Origin of the sequence: Streptomyces naganishii JCM 4654 (assembly GCF_014650575.1) — a bacterium.
GTDB classification, from domain to species: domain Bacteria; phylum Actinomycetota; class Actinomycetes; order Streptomycetales; family Streptomycetaceae; genus Streptomyces; species Streptomyces naganishii.
In genome coordinates, this window is sequence record NZ_BMVF01000022.1 from 64,898 (window position 1) to 84,243 (window position 19,346).

Annotated in this window: 19 protein-coding genes; 7 read left to right on the plus strand and 12 right to left on the minus strand. The window is 73.2% G+C overall.

Going from position 1 to position 19,346, the window contains the following annotated elements; all coding sequences use genetic code 11:
* Positions 1 to 24: 24 nt before the first annotated feature.
* Positions 25 to 1,347: a serine-threonine protein kinase gene (locus IE217_RS29730; protein WP_190181053.1), complete on the minus strand. Its 1,323-nt coding sequence runs from the start codon at positions 1,345 to 1,347 to the stop codon at positions 25 to 27.
* An 84-nt stretch (positions 1,348 to 1,431) separates the two neighbouring features.
* The gene (locus tag IE217_RS29735; RefSeq protein WP_190181054.1) at positions 1,432 to 2,676 is read right to left on the minus strand and encodes an exo-beta-N-acetylmuramidase NamZ family protein; all 1,245 of its coding nucleotides are present in this window, start codon (positions 2,674 to 2,676) and stop codon (positions 1,432 to 1,434) included.
* Between the two features lie 197 nt (positions 2,677 to 2,873).
* On the opposite strand from IE217_RS29735, the gene IE217_RS29740 reads away from it, so the two are divergent.
* From IE217_RS29740 to IE217_RS29750, 3 genes are read left to right on the plus strand one after another with little or no spacing between them, the layout of a single operon-like run.
* On the plus strand, positions 2,874 to 3,638 hold the full coding sequence (locus tag IE217_RS29740; protein ID WP_190181055.1) for an SDR family oxidoreductase: 765 nt from the start codon (positions 2,874 to 2,876) through the stop codon (positions 3,636 to 3,638).
* Positions 3,635 to 5,329, plus strand: coding sequence for a class I adenylate-forming enzyme family protein (locus tag IE217_RS29745; protein ID WP_190181056.1), 1,695 nt, complete (start codon positions 3,635 to 3,637; stop codon positions 5,327 to 5,329). Before IE217_RS29740 ends, IE217_RS29745 begins: the two co-directional genes overlap by 4 nt.
* A gap of 48 nt (positions 5,330 to 5,377) precedes the next feature.
* The gene (locus IE217_RS29750; RefSeq protein ID WP_190181057.1) at positions 5,378 to 5,971 is read left to right on the plus strand and encodes a TetR/AcrR family transcriptional regulator; all 594 of its coding nucleotides are present in this window, start codon (positions 5,378 to 5,380) and stop codon (positions 5,969 to 5,971) included.
* A gap of 98 nt (positions 5,972 to 6,069) precedes the next feature.
* Here the strand turns inward: IE217_RS29750 and IE217_RS29755 are convergent, their stop codons facing one another.
* The 6 genes from IE217_RS29755 to IE217_RS29780 form a co-directional block, all read right to left on the minus strand.
* The gene (locus IE217_RS29755; RefSeq protein ID WP_190181058.1) at positions 6,070 to 7,284 is read right to left on the minus strand and encodes an acyl-CoA dehydrogenase; all 1,215 of its coding nucleotides are present in this window, start codon (positions 7,282 to 7,284) and stop codon (positions 6,070 to 6,072) included.
* 6 nt (positions 7,285 to 7,290) lie between these two features.
* Entirely contained in the window at positions 7,291 to 8,325 is a 1,035-nt protein-coding gene (locus IE217_RS29760) for a phosphotransferase family protein (RefSeq protein ID WP_190181059.1), read from the minus strand.
* A gap of 103 nt (positions 8,326 to 8,428) precedes the next feature.
* Entirely contained in the window at positions 8,429 to 8,788 is a 360-nt protein-coding gene (locus tag IE217_RS29765; RefSeq protein ID WP_190181060.1) for a DUF202 domain-containing protein, read from the minus strand.
* Complete coding sequence (locus IE217_RS29770; protein ID WP_190181061.1) at positions 8,785 to 9,177, minus strand: YidH family protein; 393 nt, start codon at positions 9,175 to 9,177, stop codon at positions 8,785 to 8,787. The genes IE217_RS29765 and IE217_RS29770 overlap by 4 nt, the downstream gene beginning before the upstream one ends.
* 129 nt (positions 9,178 to 9,306) lie before the next feature.
* Positions 9,307 to 9,843 (minus strand): NUDIX domain-containing protein, encoded by a 537-nt coding sequence (locus IE217_RS29775; protein WP_190181062.1) that lies wholly within the window; start codon positions 9,841 to 9,843, stop codon positions 9,307 to 9,309.
* Positions 9,844 to 9,896: 53 nt separating this feature from the next.
* Positions 9,897 to 10,790, minus strand: coding sequence for a DMT family transporter (locus IE217_RS29780; protein WP_190181063.1), 894 nt, complete (start codon positions 10,788 to 10,790; stop codon positions 9,897 to 9,899).
* Positions 10,791 to 11,292: 502 nt separating this feature from the next.
* On the opposite strand from IE217_RS29780, the gene IE217_RS29785 reads away from it, so the two are divergent.
* From IE217_RS29785 to IE217_RS29800, 4 genes are all read left to right on the plus strand, one after another.
* The gene (locus tag IE217_RS29785) at positions 11,293 to 12,243 is read left to right on the plus strand and encodes a hypothetical protein (RefSeq protein WP_190181064.1); all 951 of its coding nucleotides are present in this window, start codon (positions 11,293 to 11,295) and stop codon (positions 12,241 to 12,243) included.
* Positions 12,244 to 12,265: 22 nt separating this feature from the next.
* Entirely contained in the window at positions 12,266 to 13,831 is a 1,566-nt protein-coding gene (locus IE217_RS29790) for an APC family permease (RefSeq protein WP_190181065.1), read from the plus strand.
* 64 nt (positions 13,832 to 13,895) lie between these two features.
* Positions 13,896 to 14,663: a molybdopterin-dependent oxidoreductase gene (locus IE217_RS29795; RefSeq protein ID WP_190181066.1), complete on the plus strand. Its 768-nt coding sequence runs from the start codon at positions 13,896 to 13,898 to the stop codon at positions 14,661 to 14,663.
* On the plus strand, positions 14,647 to 15,276 hold the full coding sequence (locus IE217_RS29800; RefSeq protein ID WP_190181067.1) for a cytochrome b/b6 domain-containing protein: 630 nt from the start codon (positions 14,647 to 14,649) through the stop codon (positions 15,274 to 15,276). Before IE217_RS29795 ends, IE217_RS29800 begins: the two co-directional genes overlap by 17 nt.
* Before the next feature lie 34 nt (positions 15,277 to 15,310).
* Here IE217_RS29800 and IE217_RS29805 read toward each other — a convergent pair whose 3' ends face one another.
* The 4 genes from IE217_RS29805 to IE217_RS29820 form a co-directional block, all read right to left on the minus strand.
* The gene (locus IE217_RS29805; RefSeq protein ID WP_190181068.1) at positions 15,311 to 16,336 is read right to left on the minus strand and encodes an L-idonate 5-dehydrogenase; all 1,026 of its coding nucleotides are present in this window, start codon (positions 16,334 to 16,336) and stop codon (positions 15,311 to 15,313) included.
* Positions 16,337 to 16,350: 14 nt separating this feature from the next.
* Positions 16,351 to 17,115: an SDR family oxidoreductase gene (locus IE217_RS29810; protein ID WP_190181069.1), complete on the minus strand. Its 765-nt coding sequence runs from the start codon at positions 17,113 to 17,115 to the stop codon at positions 16,351 to 16,353.
* Positions 17,116 to 17,150: 35 nt separating this feature from the next.
* On the minus strand, positions 17,151 to 18,548 hold the full coding sequence (locus IE217_RS29815; protein WP_190181070.1) for a GntP family permease: 1,398 nt from the start codon (positions 18,546 to 18,548) through the stop codon (positions 17,151 to 17,153).
* Between the two features lie 131 nt (positions 18,549 to 18,679).
* Entirely contained in the window at positions 18,680 to 19,225 is a 546-nt protein-coding gene (locus IE217_RS29820; protein WP_190181071.1) for a gluconokinase, read from the minus strand.
* Positions 19,226 to 19,346: the final 121 nt, after the last annotated feature.

Sequence of the window (19,346 nt, forward strand, 5' to 3'; positions counted from 1 at the left end):
GGTGACCTGCTGCGGCGGGCCGTGTCAGTGGACGCGGCCCGCCGCCAGCACGACCCGGGCCAGTTCGGGGTGCACGATGTCGCTGTGGGCGCCGCTCGGCGGACCGCCGCGTCTGACCACCTCGGCCGCGTCCACGTTCACGCAGCCCGTGACGGGCAGGGGCGCTGCCAGCGCCTCGGTGAGGGTGCACGCGCGCGTGCCGGGCACGGCCTGCACGCCGTTGTGCCCCATCGCGCCCCACCGGTCGCCGAGCAGGCTCCCCACGTCGACGCCGAGCACCGACCGGTCGTCGTCCGCCATCCGCGAGGCCAGCGGGTACAGCGTGCCGAGCGCCGAGTCGTAGCGGGAGTAGCAGCACACCAGGGGGCCGTCGACGCGTCCCTCCTGGCCCTGGAGCACACCGCACGCGCCCGGGTCGCCGGGCACCCGGGCCGCGAACGCGTAGTGGGAGAAGGCCCCTTGGAACAGGGTCACCGACTTCACGGCCCGCACGCCCTCGGGCAGCCCGCGCAGCGCGAACGACACCAGCCGGCCGCCGAAGCTGTGCCCGACCAGATGGACCCGCAGACCGGGCGCCGACCGCGCGAGCAGGCCGACCACCGGTCCGAGGCCGCGCTCGCCGACCGTGCCCGCGCGGCGCTTCATCGCGTAGTACGTCGCCTGCCGCAGCAGCTCCTTGGCGCCGTCCCACGGGTTCGGCAGGCTGAACGACTCCTGCCCGTCCGGGGCCCGGAGTCCCGCCACGGCCCGCGCGAACTCGCCGCACACCTCCCGCGCGGGCCGGGCGAACATCTCCGGTTCGCCCTCCGGCACCCCTTCCGCCTCGGTGTCCGCCGAGAACAGCGCCTGCGGCCCGGGCGGCACCTCCTCCACCAGCAGCCGCACCAGCCGCCCGAACTCGTCCAGACCGCCCTCGTCCTCACTGCCGGGGCGCTCGTCCAGCAGTCGCGCGATCCGGTCCACGACCGTGGCCCGTCCGGGGAAGCTCTCCAGCAGCGCGTGCCGGGTGTCCTTGTCGAGCGCGGGGGCCGGCACGGGCCCGGCCGCGGTGGAGCGCGGGAAGTCGGGGATCGGCTCGTCGCAGAACCGCATCGACGGCCAGATCACGCCCACGTACCCGATCCGGGCGGTGGGCGCGAGGCGCGGGACGGGCGCGAAGAAGTGACTGTAGAGCGCGGTCGCGCCCGAGCGGTCGTTGTTCCATCCGTGCGCGAAGACGATCAGGTCGCGCACGCCCCGCGCGGTGACCTGGGCCAGCAGCCGGTCCCGCTCGGGGCCGTCCACGTCGCCGTCCGCGTCGAAGGTCAGCTCCCAGTAGGGAGCCACGCTCACCGCCGGATCCGCCATGACCGACCCCCTCGAGGCGCTTTCAGTGGTGCGATGTGTCCCGCATCGTCCTGCCAACGGGGGAAGTTGGCCATAGGTCACGGCTCATCCGTAGAGCAGATATTCCTTCCGTACTTTCCGGAACGCGGCCAGTTCCTCCCGCCAGGCGGCCACCACCTCGTCGGCGCCCGCCCCGGCGTCGATCATCGTGCGCACGCGCGTGGAGCCGGTGAGCTTGTCGATCCAGTCGTCGGAGCGCCAGGCGAAGCCGCTCCACACCTGCCGCGCGGTCACCAGCAGCGCGATCCCCGTCCGCACGGGGTCGAAGGCGGCCCGGTCGTGCACATGGAGCTGCACGCCGCCGACGGTCCTGCCCTGGAACTTGGAGAACGCGGGCGCGAAGTACGCCTCCCTGAAACGCACGCCAGGCAGCCCGAGGGCGTTGGCCGCGGCCGCCCAGCGCCCGTCGATCCCCTCCGCGCCGAGCAGTTCGAAGGGCCGGGTGGTGCCCCGCCCCTCCGAGAGGTTGGTGCCCTCGAACAGACAGGTCCCCGAGTACACCAGCGCGGTGTCGGGGGTCGGCATGTTGGGGCTCGGCGGCACCCAGGGCAGTCCGCTCGCGTCGTAGAAGTCCGACCGCTTCCAGCCGCTCATCAGGACCGTGTCCAGGCGTACGGGGGTGGTCAGGAACTCGCCGTTGAACAGCCGCGCGAGCTCGGCGACCGTCATGCCGTGCGCCTGGGCGACGGGCTGCCGCCCGACGAAGGTGGCGAACTCCTTGTGCAGCACCGGTCCGAGCGCCTCGCGCCCGGTCACCGGGTTGGGGCGGTCGAGGACCACGAACCGCTTGCCGGCCAGGGCGGCCGCCTCCATGCAGTCGTACAGCGTCCAGATGTACGTGTAGAAGCGGGCGCCCACGTCCTGGATGTCGAAGACGACCGTGTCCACGCCGGAGGCAGTGAAGACGTCGGCGAGCGGCTGCCCGCTCTTGAGGTACGTGTCGTACACGGGCAGCCCGGTGGCCGGGTCGTCGTAGCGGCCCTCGGAGCCGCCCGCCTGCGCGGTCCCGCGGAAGCCGTGCTCGGGGCCGAAGACGGCGGTCAGGCGCACGCGCCGGTCGGCGTGCATCACGTCCACGATGTGACGCACGTCCCGGGTGACGCCGGTGGGGTTGGTGACGATGCCGACGCGCTGCCCGGCGAGCGCGGCGTAGCCCGTGGCGGCCAGGCGCTCGAAGCCGGTGCGCAGGGCGGGGGAGCGCCTCGGCGCGGCCTGGGCGGAGGCGGCGGGTGCGGTGGCGGCCGCGACCGCGGCCGTGGTGGCGAGCAGGCTCCGTCTGGACAGCTTCATGCGGTGACCTCCGTGATCGCGGCGGGTGTCATGCCCACGCACGCTAGCGTGCACGGGGGCGGTGCGGAACGAACCGCGCGCGTCCGCCGCCGCGACCCCTCTTCCGCACCACATACCGACCGGTTAGTCTGACGCCGCAGCGCGGGGTAGCGGCCGGGAGGCGGCCGGTCCCGTCACGCCGGAGCCGAAGGAGACCGATGGTGGAAGCCGTTCAGGGTGCGGGAGTCGTCGTCACCGGGGCCGGGGGTGGCATCGGGGCCGCGCTGGCCCGCCGGTTCGCCGCCGAGGGCGCGAGGGTCGTCGTCAACGACCTCGACGCCGGCCGGGTCCGGGCCGTCGCCGAGGAGATCGGCGGCATCGCGCTCCCCGGCGACGCCTCCACGGTCGTCGCCGACGCCCGCGAAGCGCTCGGCGGCACGGTCGACGTCTACTGCGCCAACGCCGGCCTGGGCTCGGGCGGTTCCGAGGCGGCCGGCGAGGACGTCTGGGCGCGCGCCTGGGACGTCAACGTCATGGCGCACGTGCGCGCCGCCGAGGCGCTGGTCCCTCACTGGCTGGAGCGCGGCGGCGGACGCTTCGTCTCCACCGTCTCCGCCGCCGGGCTGCTCACCATGATCGGCGCCGCCCCCTACAGCGTCACCAAGCACGGCGCCTACGCCTTCGCCGAGTGGCTGTCGCTGACGTACCGCCACCGCGGGATCAAGGTCCACGCGATCTGCCCGCAGGGCGTGCGCACCGACATGCTGGCCGCCACCGGCAGCGCGGGCGACCTGGTCCTCAGGCCCACCGCGATCGAACCGGAGGACGTGGCCGACGCCCTGTTCAAGGGCATGGCCGAGGACCGCTTCCTGATCCTGCCGCACACGGAGGTGGCGGGCTTCTACCGGGCCCGCGCCACCGACCCCGACCGCTGGCTGACCAGCATGAACCACATCCAGCAGAGGTGGGAGGAGAACCAGTGACCGACCCCCGCCCCGAGGCCGTCCGCCCGGACGCCTCCCGCTACGCGGCCAAGCCCTGGCTCGCCCTCCTCGACGAGGCCCAGCGCGCCCCCGTCGACCCCGCCGCATCCCTGGTGCACGCCCTGCGCCGCTCGGCCGCCGAGGCGCCCGACCGCACCTTCCTCGCCTACTTCGACGCCCGTCTGACCCACCGCGAGACCGACGAGCTCAGCGACTCGGTCGCCGGCCACCTCGCCGCGCGCGGGCTGAAGCGCGGCGACCGGGTGGCGGTCATGCTCCAGAACTCCCCGCACTTCGTGCTCGCCGTGCTCGGCGCCTGGAAGGCGGGCGCCGTCGTCGTGCCCGTCAACCCGATGTACAAGTCCGGCGAGGTCGCCCACGTCCTGAACGACGGCGAGGTGGCCGCGCTGATCTGCTCCGACCGGGCCTGGGAGTCGTACCTGCGCGAGACGGCCGCCGGGTCCCCGGTGCGGATGGTGCTCACCGGCTGCGAGCGGGACTTCCAGACCCGCGACGACCCGCGCGTGCTGAGCTTCGAGCGGCTGCCGCAGGCGGCCGACGCCGACGACCTGGTGACCGTCGCCCGCGCGGGCCACCCGGCGCCCGAGGGCCGCGACCCCGCGCCGGACGACACCGCGCTGATCAGCTACACCTCGGGCACCAGCGGCATCCCGAAGGGCGCCACCAACACGCACGCCAACATCATGTACAACGCCGAGCGGCAGCGCACCGGCCTGGGCCTGCCCGAGGCGCCGGTCTACTTCGCGCTGGCGCCGCTGTTCCACATCACCGGCATGGTCTGCCAGTTCGGCGCCTGCCTGAACAGCGCGGGCACGCTGGTGCTGGCGTACCGCTTCGAGCCCGGGGTCGTCCTGGAGGCCTTCGCCGAGCACCGGCCGCACTACACCGTCGGGCCCTCCACCGCCTTCATGGCGCTGGCCGCACACCCGGCCGTCACCCCCGGCCACTTCTCCTCCTTCACCGTCATCTCCTCCGGCGGCGCCCCGCTGCCGCCCGCGCTGGTGGAGAGGTTCCGCGCCCGCTTCGGCCCGTACATCCGCAACGGCTACGGCCTCACCGAGTGCACCGCCCCCTGCGCCTCCGTGCCGCCCGGCCGCGAGGCCCCCGTCGACCCGGTCTCCGGGACCCTGGCGGTGGGCGTGCCGGGACCCGACACGGTCGTGCGGATCGTCGACGACGCCGGCGCCGAGGTGCCCTTCGGCGAGCAGGGCGAGATCGTCGTACGCGGCCCCCAGGTCGTGCCCGGCTACTGGCGGCGCCCCGACGCCACCGCCGAGACCTTCCCCGGCGGCGAACTGCGCACCGGCGACATCGGGTTCATGGACGAGCAGGGCTGGCTCTACGTCGTCGACCGCAAGAAGGACATGATCAACGCCTCCGGCTTCAAGGTGTGGCCGCGCGAGGTCGAGGACGTCCTCTACACCCACCCCGCGGTGCGCGAGGCGGCCGTCGTCGGCGTGCCCGACGGCTACCGCGGCGAGACCGTCAAGGCCTACATCAGCCTGCGGCCGGGCGCCGAGACCGACCCCGGGGAACTCGCCGCCTACTGCAAGGAGAGACTGGCCGCCTACAAGTACCCGCGCCGGGTCGAGATCCTGCCGGAGCTTCCCAAGACGGCGAGTGGGAAGATCCTGCGGCGGGAACTGCGTTCCCGCACCGACGACCATTAGCAGCAGCGAGCGACACACAGCAGCAGCACGGAAAGGCAGGTGGCGACAGTGCCCAGGACGACGGACTCGGACGGGACGCCCGTCCCGCAGCGACTGCTGAACGCCGCCACCCGCCTCTTCGCCGAACAGGGCTACGACCGCACCTCGGTGCAGGAGATCGTCGAGGCGGCCGGCGTCACCAAGGGGGCGCTGTACCACTACTTCGGCTCCAAGGACGACCTCCTGCACGAGGTGTACGCGCGCGTGCTGCGCGTCCAGCAGGAGCGGCTCGACGCCTTCGCCAACGCCGACGAGCCCATCGAGAAGCGGCTGCGCGGCGCCGCCGCCGACGTCGTCGTCACCACGATCGACAACCTCGACGACGCGATGATCTTCTTCCGCTCGATGCACCACCTGAGCCCGGAGAAGAACAAGCAGGTGCGCGCCGAGCGCCGGCGCTACCACGAGCGCTTCCGTGCGCTCATCGAGGAGGGCCAGCAGCAGGGCGTCTTCTCCAAGGCCACCCCGGCCGACCTGGTGGTCGACTACCACTTCGGCTCCGTCCACCACCTGTCCACCTGGTACCGCCCGGACGGCCCGCTCGGCCCCCAGGAGGTCGCCGACCACCTGGCCGACCTGCTGCTGCGCGCGCTGCGGCCGTAACGGCTCCCCGGCCCACGGCCCACGGCCGACAGGTAAGGGGCGGTCGCCCATGGCGACCGCCCCTTACTACGTCCTGTCACGAACTCACAGGGACGGACTCACAGGTACTTCTTCAGCTCCCGCCGCGCCAGCGACCGCTGGTGCACCTCGTCCGGGCCGTCCGCGATCATCAGCGTGCGCGCGCCCGCGTACAGCTCGGCCAGCGGGAAGTCCTGGCTCACCCCGCCCGCGCCGTGCAGCTGGATGGCCCGGTCGATGATGTCCACCACCGCGCGCGGGGTGGCGATCTTGATGGCCTGGATCTCGGTGTGCGCGCCCCGGTTGCCGACCGTGTCCATCAGCCAGGCCGTCTTCAGCACCAGCAGGCGCAGCTGCTCCACGGTCACCCGGGCGTCCGCGATCCAGTTGTGCACCACGCCCTGCTGGGCCAGCGCCTTGCCGAAGGCCTGCCGGGACACCGCGCGCCGGCACATCAGCTCGATCGCCCGCTCGGCCATGCCGATCAGCCGCATGCAGTGGTGGATGCGGCCCGGGCCGAGGCGGGCCTGGGCGATGGCGAAGCCGCCGCCCTCCTCGCCGATCAGGTTGGACACCGGCACGCGCGCGTGGTCGAAGACCACCTCGGCGTGACCGCCGTGGAAGTGGTCCTCGTAGCCGAAGACCTGCATCGGACGGGTGATCGTGACGCCCGGTGTGTCGCGCGGCACCAGCACCATGGACTGCTGGCGGCGGATGTCCGCGCCGTCCGGGTCGGTCTTGCCCATCACGATGAAGACGGTGCAGTCGGGGTGCATCGCCCCGGAGATGTACCACTTGCGGCCGGTGATGACGTACTCGTCGCCGTCCCGCTCGATCAGCGTGGTGATGTTGGTGGCGTCCGAGGAGGCCACCTCCGGCTCGGTCATCGCGAACGCCGAGCGGATCTCACCGGCCAGCAGCGGCTCCAGCCACTGCTTCTTCTGCGCCTCGTCGCCGAACTGGGCCAGCACCTCCATGTTGCCGGTGTCCGGGGCCGCGCAGTTGGTCACGGTGGGCGCGAGCTGCGGGGAGCGGCCGGTGATCTCCGCCAGCGGGGCGTACTGGAGGTTGGTCAGGCCGGCGCCGTACTCCGTGTCGGGCAGGAACAGGTTCCACAGGCCCTGCCGGCGTGCCTCGGCCTTCAGCTCCTCGACCACCGGCGGGTTCTCCCAGGGCGAGGCCAGGCGTGCGCGCTGCTCGTGCACGGTCCGCTCGGCCGGGTACACGTGCTCGTCCATGAAGGCGAGGAGCTTGGCGCGCAGTTCCTCGGTGCGCGCGTCGTACGCGAAGTCCATGTCGGATCAGCCCTCCTGAAGGCCTTCGTGAAGAGTGGTCAGGCCGTGCTCGATGAAGACGGGAACCAGGTCGCCGATGCGGTCGAAGCCGCGGCCGACGGTCTGGCCGAGCGTGTACCGGTAGTGGATGCCCTCGAGGATCACGGCGAGCTTGAACCAGGCGAACGCCGTGTACCAGGAGACGGCCGACACATCGCGCCCCGACGCGGCGGCGTACCGCTCGATCAGCTCGGCGGGCGAGGGGTGCCCGGGCGCGGCGGCCGTGGTGGAGACGGGGGAGTGGGGCAGGTCGAGCGGCGTGCTGTACATCACCAGCAGACCGAGGTCGGTCAGCGGGTCGCCGAGGGTGGACATCTCCCAGTCCAGGATGGCCCGGATGGAGTCGTCGGCGCCGATCAGCACGTTGTCCAGGCGGTAGTCGCCGTGGACCACGGCCGGCGCGGGGGAGGCGGGCAGTTCGCGGCCGAGGGCGGCGTGCAGCTCGTCGATGCCGGCCAGCTCGCGGTTGCGGGAGGCGTCGAGCTGCTTGCCCCAGCGGCGCAGCTGGCGGTCCAGGAAGCCCTCGGGGCGGCCGAAGTCGGCCAGGCCCACCTCGGCGGGGTCCACCGCGTGCAGCCGGACCAGGGTGCCGGTCAGCGACAGCACCGCGTCGCGGGTGCGTTCCGCGCCGAGCGCGGCGAGCTGGTCCGCCGTGCGGTACGGGGTGCCCTCGACGAACTCCATGACGTAGAACGGCGCTCCGAGCACCTCCTCGTCCTCGCACAGCAGGACCGGGGCCGGGACCGGCACGTCGGTCGGGTGCAGGGCGCTGATCACCCGGTGCTCGCGCTTCATGTCGTGCGCGGTGGCGAGCACGTGCCCGAGCGGCGGCCGGCGGACCACCCACTTCGAGATGCCGTCGGAGACCGCGTACGTCAGGTTCGACCGTCCGCCCTCGATCAGCCGGCCGGTCAGCGGGCCCTGGGCCAGGCCGGGCCGCTCGCGCTCCAGCAGGCCGCGCAGCCGGTCGAGATCCAGTCCGGGCGGGTGGTCGGGGCTCATCATCGCTCCTACGGGCGGGTCAACGGGACGCGACCATCATGCCGACCAGTCGGTATGTAGTCCAGAGGGCGGACCGGACGTGATCGGGCCCACGATAACGCCGTCAGAACACCAGCACGGCCGCGCACACGGCCAGGGCCACCGTGCACAGCACGGCCACGGCCGCCTGCCGCACGGCGAGCACGGGCGGCACCCGCGCGGGCCCCGCCCCGCTCTCGAGGGTGCGGATGCGGAGGTGGGCGACGCGCAGGAAGCCCAGCCAGAGCGCGCAGCACAGCGCGCAGACCACGATCCCGGCGGCGGTGGCCCCGCCATGGAGCGCCGTCCGCACGGCGAGCACGGCGGCCACGGTGCTCGACAAGGTCGTACGCCGCCAGGCCAACCGGGTCCGCTCGGGCTGCAGCCCGGGGTCACGTCCGGCGTCCGCACCGCCGCCCGCGCGGTCCGCCGCGCCGTCGGTCATCCCGCCCACCCCGCGAGCACGACCACGACCATCGCCACCGCGACCACCGCCACGACGATGCTCAGCAGGGCCGGGAAGCGCGAGGCCGGGAGGTCCTCGCCCCGGCGCATCGCTCGTTCGCAGCGGACCCAGTGGTTGACCGCGCGCAGGGAGCACAGCACGCCCGCGGCGAGCAGCGCGAGGGCGAGGCCGATCCGCCAGGCCCAGCGCAGGTGCGGCAGGAACTGGTCCACCGCGAAACCGCCGCCGATCAGCGCCAGGGCGGTGCGCAGCCACGCCAGGAAGGTGCGCTCGTTCGCCAGCGAGAAGCGGTAGTCGGGCGTGTGCCCCTCCCGCCTGACCTCCTCGGGGGCGAACCAGAGGCGGACGTTCCGTACGAAGTCGATCACGCGAGCGACCTTACCCAGCCCCGCTCACTCGATGCCCGCCCACCGTCGGCCCGGCCGCCGAGAGCCCACCCACCGTCGGCCCGGCCGCCGAGAGCCCACCCACCGCCGGCCCGGCCGCCGAGAGCCCGCTCACCGCCGGCCCCGGCCGTCTCGCCCCGCCGAGCGGTGCGCCTTCAGGCGCTCGTACGCCGCGAGGCCGTCCGGCGTCCACTCCCACTCGGCCAGCCGGCGCTCCACCTCCTCGTCGGTGAGGAAGGCGTGCCAGTCGATCTCCTCGGCCTGCGGACGCACCGGCAACTCGCAGCGGACCTGGTACACCGCCGACCACCAGGACCGCCCGGCGCCGTCGTCGGAGAGGAACTTGAAGAGGAACTCCGGGCGGGGCAGTCCGCTCACCCCCAGTTCCTCCTCGGCCTCGCGCAGCGCCGCGTCGTCGTAGGACTCGCCCGCGCCGACCACACCGCCCACGAACACGTCGTAGAACGACGGGTACACCAGCTTCGTCGGCGTGCGCCGGTGCACGAAGACGCGGCCCTCGGCGTCCCGGACCTCGATGAAGGCGCAACGGTGGCGCAGCCCTTCGGCGTAGGCCGCACCGCGCGGTGACCGGCCGACGACCCGGTCCTGCTCGTCGACGATGTCGAGAATCTCCTCAGCAGCGCTCATGCCGCCCATCCAAGCAGGCGCCGCCGGCAACGCCCCCCGGCCGGTCCGGCGCCTCAGTGCGGCTGGAGGTCCCGCTCCGGCTCGCGGACCGCCGCGCCGCAGGGCATGGCCGGATGGAGGCCGAGCAGCACGATGCCGCCGACGATCGCGGCCAGAGCCGCCGCCTCCCAGGCGAGCGCGCCGGTGTCGGTGCGCAGCCGGTCACCGAGGAAGCCGACGCCACAGGCGATGCCGGCCAGCGGCTCGGTCGCGGTCAGCGCGGGCAGCGACATGCGCAGCGGCGCCGTCTCGAACGCGCTCTGCACCAGGACCAGTCCGCTCGCGCCGATCACCAGCAGCGCGTACGGCTGCCAGCCGGTGAACAGCTCGGTCCAGCCGCCCGCCGAGAACCGCTGCCCGCTCACCCGTGTGAGCGCGTCCTGCACGCCGTACAGCAGCCCGGCGGCCACCGCGAGCAGCACCGGACCCCAGCTCAGCCGGGACCGCTTGGCATACGTGGTCAGCAGCAGCGCGAGGCCCACCATGACCCCGATGATCAGCCAGTGCCGCAGCGGATCGGTCACCGCGCTGCCCGCGCGCGGCTCGCCCGCCACGATGAACGCGGTCACGCCCCCCGCCAGCAGGGCGAGTCCGACCCACCCCTGGCGGCCCAGCGGCTGCCGGGTCTGTCTGCGCGACAGGGCGAGGGCGAACAGCAGGTTCGTCGCCAGCAGCGGTTCCACGAGCGAGATCTCGCCCCGCCCGAGCGCGACCGCGCCCAGCACCATCCCGGCGATCATCAGTGCGAGGCCGCCCAGCCAGCGGGGCACCCTCATCAGGTCCAGCAGCAGCCGGGGGGAGAGGAAGTCGCTCAGTGGCGCCTGCTGGGCCGCGTTCTGCTGAAGCACGAATCCGAAGCCCAGGCAGCAGGCGGCGCTCACGGCGAGAGTCAGAACCAGAACCGACACGCTGCGTACCTCGTTCATCCGGCCGGGCCACGGGGTGCGTAATGGCCGACTGTAGCGTCCCAGGGCGCTGTGTGCCGCTGGGAGTACCCGGAATCCGGGCGGTCGACTCCGTCACGACGCCCTGCGGTCAGGGGCGATGGCACGGCCGCACCGCCATGGTGGAGCGTGCCGCTCCGCCGCGCCATGGCGTACGCCACACCTACGCCGCGCAGGTGACGCCACATCCGTGAGGTCCGCGCTCCGGCCGGCCGCACCATCCGCCGCGTACTACCACAAGTGCCCCTGAAATCCGCGTAGTTGACGGCTGAATCGCTTGACCCGCCCTTGACGTGAAGCAATGGCTGGGGGTTTGCTGTCCGTGATCGGATGATGGCGGGCCGATGACGTGACCCGGCCGATCCGGCCTGACCGACCGAAGAGCGAGCCGGGCGAGTGAGCGGACGGGGCAGCCCGCCCCGGCGCGGCGAGCCACGAACACGAGAGCGCGTGAGGAAGACCCGCGGTGCCCCCACCCCCGCCTCCCCTCGGCCGCGGCCGCAGACGCGCGGCCCACACCTTCGACGCCGCTCTCGACGACGACGAACTCGTGGCCGCGCGCGCCGCGTTGGCACAGGGCCGCTGGCAGGCGGTCAGGTCGCTGCTGGTGCGCACGGGTGACGACCCCGACCGGCGCGGGCACCGCGTCACGGTCCTCGCCCAGGAGCCCCACGCCGCCGCCTGGACCCGCGACTGGCTGCTGGCCGAGCCCGAGTCCGCCGACGCCTCCGTGCTCCTCGGCGTGTCGCTCGTCGAACGCGCCCTGCGCGGCAAGGAGAAGCCGGACCCCGCCCGCGAGGCCTGCCGGGCGGCGGCCGGCCGCGCTCCCGCCGACCCCACCCCGTGGCTCGGCCTGCTCCTGCTGGAGCGCACCCTCGGCACCGAGGAGGACGTGGTGCGCCTCTTCGACGAGGTACGCCACCGCCACCCCGACCACCACCACGCCCACCACCTGATGGTGGCCCGCCTCGCCGAGCGCCGCGCCGCCGCCGGCCCCGACCCGCTCCACGAGGTGTACGACTTCGCCAACTGGGCCGCCGAGCAGGCACCCGCCGACTCCCCGCTGGCCATCCTGCCCGTGGTGGCGCACGCCGAGCGCTACCGCGCCCTGGCCCGCGCCGGCCACGCCCGCGCCGACCCCTACTCCAGCGGCCACTGGGCCGACCGCAGGGCACGGCAGGTGATGAAGGCCGCCTTCGACTGGTGGCTGGAGTGGGGACAGGAGGGCCACCCCCGGCGGCTGGTCGACCTGAACTACCTCGCCCACGCCAAGTACTGCGAGGGCCGCGCCGCCGAGGCCGCCGCCCTCTTCCACCGCATCGGCGACCACCCCACCCCCGCCCCCTGGTCCTACCCCGACCGCGACCCGTACACCGCCTTCCGCACCGCCCGCGCCGGCGCCCTGGGCACGGCCTGACTGCCGAAAGGACGACTTCCCGATGACGACGGGCAGTTCGAGCACGAGCAGACCCACCGCCGGCGACGGCGCCATCAGCACCTTCAAGGGGCAGGAGCGCGCCCTGCGCGCCGACCGCCTCGGCACGGGGGGCCTGCTGCTCTCCGTGCTCGCCGCGACCGCCCCGCTCATGGTGGTCGCCGGCGTGATGCCGACCACGTTCGCGGTGATGGGCATCGTCGGCCAGCCGCTGCTCTTCGTTGCCCTCGGCGCGGTGCTGATCCTCTTCAGCGTCGGATACGCCGAGATGAGCCGCCACGTGCACAACGCGGGCGCCTTCTACGCGTACATCTCCCGCGGCCTGGGCGGTACGGCCGGCGCGAGCGCGGCCCTCGTCGCCCTGGTGGCCTACAACGCCCTCCAGGCCGGCATCTACGGCATCTTCGGCTTCGAGGTCTCCAACCTCTTCGCCACCTACGCCGACACCACCGTCGCCTGGTGGATCCCGGCCCTGGCGGCCGTCGCCGCGGTCGGCGCGCTCGGCTGGCTGAAGATCGACGTCAACGCGCGCGTGCTCGGCGTGCTGCTGGTGATCGAGGTGGCGCTCGTCGTCGTCTTCGACGTGGCCGCGGTCTCCGACCCCGGCAGCCAGGGCCTGTCCCTGCACGCCTTCGACCCGGGCACGCTTTCCGGCGCCGGCATCGGCACCGCGCTGTGCTTCTGCATCGCCGCCTTCCTCGGCTTCGAGCAGGCCCCGGTGTACGCCGAGGAGACCAGCCGCCCGCACATCCTGGTGCCGCGCGTGATGTTCCTCGCGGTCGGCGGGGTCGCCGTGTTCTTCGCGATCAGCTGCTGGGCCCTGACCGTCGCCACTGGCCCCTCGGCGATCGTGGCCACCGCGCAGAAGGAGAGCGCCGGGCTGCTGTTCACGCTGACCGAGTCCCGGCTCGGCGGCACCTTCACCGACGTGCTGCACGTGCTGTTCGTCACCGGCATGTTCGCGGCCATGCTCAGCTTCCACAACGTCGTCGCCCGGTACGCCTTCGCGATGGGCCGCGAGGGACTGCTGCCCGCCGCCTTCGGGCGCACCTCCAGCAGCAGCGGCGCCCCCGCGGCCGGCTCCCTGTCCCAGACGGCCGTGTCGCTGGTGATCGTGCTCGCCTTCGCCCTCACCGACGGCAAGCCCACCGGCGACCCGACCGCGCCGGTGCTGCACCTGTTCACCTGGGGCGGCAACATCGGCGCGCTCGGTGTCATCGTGCTGATGGCGGCGGCCTCCCTGTCGGTGATCGTCTTCTTCGTGCGGCGCGGCGCGGCCGGCGCCCAGGCCTGGCGGCTGATCACCTCCGCCCTCGCGGGCACGGCCCTGCTGGTGATCGCGGTCTACACGGTGAAGGACTTCGACATCCTGGTCGGCACCGGCCCCGACTCGGCGCTGAGCTGGGTGCTGCCCGGCATCATCGGCCTCTCCCTGGCCGCCGGCCTCGTGCAGGGCGCCGTACTGCGCTCGCGCAGGCCCGCCACGCACGCCCGCATCGGGCTCGGCAACGAGGCGTTCCAGCTGGAGAAGGCGGCGGAGGCGGAGGCGGAGAGCGCGGGGGAGAGATGACGGAAATCTGACGAGCACCCGCGATCCCTGGCCCGCCGGGGGGCGCGGGTGCTCGAATGAAGGGGTGACCTCCGTACCACCCGAACCGCCGGAATCGCGACCCGCGGAACCCCATGCCCCCTCCGAGGAGGCCGGCCGCCCGATAGGCCGCCGCGTCCTGCTCGGCACCCTCGGCCTGGGCGCCCTCGGCGTGCTCGCGGCGCCCACCCTGCAACGCGGCCTGGAGGGCTTCCTCGGAGCCGCCGCCGACAAGGACCCCACCGGCCTGACGGGCCTGCTCCCCAACGGCGGCGGCTTCCGCTACTACTCGGTCGCCGCCTCCGTCCCGCACAAGGACGCCACGGACTACCGCCTGACCGTCGACGGCCTGGTCGACCGCCCGGCGGCGTACACGCTGGACGACCTCAGGTCGATGCCGCAGACACGCATGACGCGCGACGTGCAGTGCGTCACCGGCTGGCGGGTCCCCGGCACCCCCTTCGAGGGCGTACGGCTGTCCCGGCTGCTGGACGCGGCGAAGGTGCGGCCCACCGCGAAGGCCGTCCGCTTCACCTGCTTCGACGGCACCTACACCGAGAGCCTCACCCTCGGCCAGGCCCGCCGCGCCGACGTACTGGTCGCGCTGCGCATGCAGGACAAGGACCTCGGCCACGACCACGGCGGCCCGGTCCGCCTCTACGTCGCCCCCATGTACTTCTACAAGTCGGCCAAGTGGCTCTCCGGCATCACCGTCACCGACGAGGTACGGCCCGGCTACTGGGAGGAGCGCGGCTACGACGTCGACGCGTGGGTCGGCCGGTCGAACGGACGCAGCGATGACCCTACGAGCTGACCCCGCCGCCCCGCCCGGCGCGCGGGCCGTACGCCGCTTCACCCGCGCCGAACGCTGGGTGCACCGCGCCACGGCCGCGCTGATGGGCGTCTGCGTCGTCACCGCCGCCTGCCTCTACATCCCGCAGTTCGCCGAACTCGTCGGCCGCCGCGAGCTGGTCGTGCGCGTCCACGAGTGCGCGGGCATCGCCCTGCCCGTGCCCGTCCTGCTGGGGCTGGCCTCCCGGGCCTTCCGCGCCGACCTGCGCTTCCTCAACCGCTTCGGCCCGCACGACCGGCTCTGGCTGCGTGCCGCCCTGCGCCGCGACCAGCGGCCCGCGTCCCGCCCCGCGGGCAAGTTCAACGCCGGCCAGAAGGTCTACGCCGCCTGGATCGCCGGCGCCGCCCTGGTCATGCTCGGCACCGGCCTGATGATGTGGTTCACGCACCTCACCCCGCTGGTGTGGCGCACCGGCGCGACGTTCGTGCACGACTGGCTGGCCCTGACCGTCGGCATAGTCCTGGCCGGGCACATCGGCATGGCCATCGGCGACCCGGAGGCCCGGCGCGGCCTGCGCACGGGGTGGGTGACCCGCGACTGGGCGGACTCCGAGCACCCGCTGTGGCGGCCCTGAGGACGCGCCCCGTACCCGGCGAGGTCCGCCGGCGTCAGCCGCCGAAGTCCAGCAGCACCTTGCAGGACCGGCCGCGGTCCGCCGCCAGCGCGAACGCCGACTCCGCCTCCCGCACCGGGACCACCGCGCTCACGAGCGCGTCCAACGCCGGCTCGGCGGCCAGCAGCCGCAGCGCGTCGTTGAACTCGGTGTCGAAGCGGAACGCCCCGCGCAGCTCGATCTCCCGGCTCACCACCAGGTTCCCGGCGAACGGCACCTGTCCCGGCGGCAGCATCCCGAGCTGGACGACGGTCCCGCCGCGCCGCACCAGCCGCAGGCAGGCGCCGAGTCCGGCGGCCACGCCCGAGGCCTCCACGGCCACGTCCACCTCCTGCGGCCATCCGGCGTCCTCGGGATCGTCGGCCCGTACGACGGTGCCCGCGCCCACGGCGCAGGCGTACTCCAGTGCCCGCGGCAGCAGGTCCGTGACGGTCACCCGGGCCGCGCCCGCCGCCCGGGCCGCCGCGACCACCAGGCAGCCGATGGGGCCGGCGCCGGTCACCAGCACATGCCGGCCCGTCACGTCCCCGGCCCGCCGCACCGCGTGCAGCGCCACCGACAGCGGCTCCGCCAGGGCCGCCCGGCGCAGGCCGAGACCGTCCGGCAGCGGCCTCAACTGCTCGGCGGGGACGGCCACCCGGGCCGCGAAGCCGCCCTGTACGTGCGGGAAGCGGGCCGCGCTGCCCAGGTAGCGGGTGTCCCGGCAGACGTTGCGGCGCTCCCCGGCGCACTCCGGGCACACCCCGCACGGCGTCGCCGGGTGCACGGCGACCGGGGTGCCCGGGGCCGGGCCCCGTGCTCCGGCGCCGTAGGAGACGATCGTGCCGACCACCTCGTGGCCGAGCAGCATCGGCTCGCGCAGCCGGAAGTCGCCGACCCCGCCGTGCCGCCAGTAGTGCAGGTCGGAGCCGCACACCCCGCCGTAGCGGACGGCCACCAGGGCCTGTCCCAGCGCGGGTTCGGGCACCGGCAGCTCCTCGACGCGCAGGTCGCCCTGCCCGCGGATCACACAGCCCAGCATGCGCGCCGCCCCTTTCACAGCACGCTCGTCATGCCGCCGTCGACGTACAGCACCTGCCCGGAGACGAAGTCCGCGGCCGGGGAGGCGAGGAACAGCAGCCCGCCCACCAGGTCCCCGGTACGGCCCCAGCGGCCGGCCGGGGTGCGGCGGCGCACCCAGGCGCTGAACTCCCCGTCCTCGACGAGGGGCCGGGTCAGCTCGGTCTCGATGTAGCCGGGGCCCAGGCCGTTGACCTGCACGCCGTGCGGGCCCCAGTCGGCGCACATGCCCTTGGTGAGCATCTTCAGCGCGCCCTTGGTCGCCGCGTACGGCGCGATGCCGGGGCGGACCACCTCGCTCTGCAGCGAGCAGATGTTGACGATCTTGCCGTGGCCGCGTCCGGTCATCCGGCGGGCGGCCTCACGGCCCACGAGGAAGGCGCTGGTCAGGTTGGTGTCCAGGATCCGGTGCCAGTCGGTGTCCGTGAACTCCAGCAGTGGCGCGCGCAGTTGCATGCCCGCGTTGTTGACCAGGATGTCGAGCGGGCCCACCCGCTCCTCGACGTCCGCGATCCCGGCGGCCACCGAGGCGCCGTCGGTCACGTCGAACGCGGCGGTGTGCACGCGGCCGCCGGGCAGCCCGGCGGCCGCCTCGGCGAGGGTGTCCTCGTCGCGTCCGTTGAGGACGACCGTGCAGCCGGCCTCGGCCAGGCCCCGGGCCAGTGCCAGGCCGATACCGCGGCTGGAACCGGTGACCAGGGCCGTGCGGCCGCCGATGTCGAAGAGCGGGTGAGCCGCCAACTCCGTACTCCTGTTACTTGTGGTGACGAGTGCCGCTAGACGACCAGGGACAACAGCAGCACCAGACCGCCCGCGACCACGGAGATGATCGTCTCCATGACGGACCAGGTCTTGACCGTTTGCCCGACGCTCAGCCCGAAGTACTCCTTCACCAGCCAGAAACCGGCGTCGTTGACATGGCTGAAGAAGAGCGAGCCGGCGCCGATGGCCAGGACCAGCAGGGCGGCGTGGGTCGTCGACATGTCCGCCGCGAGCGGGGCGACCAGACCGGCCGCTGAGACCGTCGCCACTGTCGCCGAACCGGTCGCCAGCCGGATCGCCACCGCGATCAGCCAGGCCAGCAGCAGCGCCGGGATCGACCAGTCCTTGGAGATGTCCAGGATCATCTGGCCCACACCGCAGTCGATCAGCGTCTGCTTGAAGCCGCCGCCGGCGCCCACGATGAGCAGGATGCCCGCGATGGGCATGAGGCCCTTCTCGACGGTGGAGGAGATGCGCTCCTTGCTGAACCCGGCCGGGCGGCCCAGCGTGAAGATGCCGACGAGCACGGCGGCGAGCAGGGCGATCAGCGGGGAGCCGACGACGTCGAAGACGCGCTGCGTCATGTTCGCGCTGTCGTCCACGACGATGTCGACCAGTGCCTTGGCCAGCATCAGCACGACCGGCAGCAGCACCGTGAACAGCGTGGCGCCGAAGCCCGGGCGCCGCTCGAGTTCCTCGGAGGCGCGCTGGGGAAGCATGCGGTCGGGGGCGGGCACGTCCACCCAGCGGGCCGCCACCTTGGAGAACAGCGGACCGGCGATGATCACCGTGGGGATGGCGACCAGGATGCCGAACGCCAGCGTCACGCCCAGGTTGGCCTTGACCGCGTCGATCGCGACCAGCGGGCCGGGGTGCGGCGGGATGAGGCCGTGCATCACGGACAGGCCGGCCAGCGCCGGGATGCCGATGCGCATCAGCGAGTAGTTGCCGCGCTTGGCGACCATCAGCACGACCGGGATCAGCAGCACGATGCCGACCTCGAAGAACAGCGGCAGGCCGACCACGGAGGCGATCAGCACCATCGCCCACGGCATCGCGCGGCCCCCCGCCTTGGCGAGGATCGTGTCCACGATCTCGTCGGCGCCGCCCGAGTCGGCCAGCATCTTGCCGAGGATCGCACCGAGCGCGATCAGCACGCCGACGCCGGCGACCGTCGAGCCGAGGCCCGTGGTGAAGCTCGTGATCGCCTTGTCCAGCGGCGCCCCGGCGATCGCGCCGAGGACCAGTGACCCGATGGTCAGGGACAGGAAGGCGTGCAGCTTGAACTTGGTGATGAGCAGGACGATGACGGCTATGCCCGCCAGGACGGCGATGCCCAGCTGAGCGTGTCCGGCCGAGGTGATCGGCGGGGGCGCGTCCGCTGCCAGCATCTCGACGCTGAGTCTGGTCACGGTGTTCCCTTGCAGAAGAAGAGGGATATTTGGGGAGAAATGAACAGGCCGCGCGGGGCGCGGGGGTGGTGCCGCAGTCGGCGACCGTGGGGGAGAGGCGGCCGGGTCCTGTCACCAGAACCGGAGGGGACCTAGCGCGGGGACGGCCCGGCCTCGTCGGACTGCGTGGAGCTGTCGAGGGCGTCCAGCGCGGCCTCGGCGCGCGCGGTGATCTCCTCCGGGGAGCCGGAGACGTCCACCGCGACGCCCCGCTCGTCCGCCTCGAGCGGCTGGAGCGTGGCGAACTGGGAGTCCAGCAGGGCCGTCGGCATGAAGTGACCCCGGCGGTGCGCCATGCGGTCCTCGATCAGCTTCCGGTCGCCCGTCAGGTGGACGAAGGCGATCCCGGGAGCCGCCGCCCTGAGCCGGTCACGGTAGGACCGCTTCAGGGCCGAGCTGCTCACCACCCCGCCGAGCCCCGCCCGCTCGTGCGCCCAGGCGCCGATGGCGTCGAGCCACGGCCACCTGTCCTCGTCGTCGAGCGGGACGCCGGCCGACATCTTGTCGATGTTGGCCTGCGGGTGGAAGTCGTCGCCCTCGGCGTACGGGACGCCGAGCCGGGCCGCGAGCAGGGGACCGATCGTGGTCTTGCCCGTGCCGGCGACGCCCATCACCACGACGACGTGGGGGGTGCGCATCACTGCCTCGCTGTCTTCCTCGACATGCGACGCCGACATCCGGCGTCGGGCACATGAAACCTATTAGGTACGACAAATACAAGAGTCTGTGATGTATAAGTCTGACTTTTTGGTTGCCGTG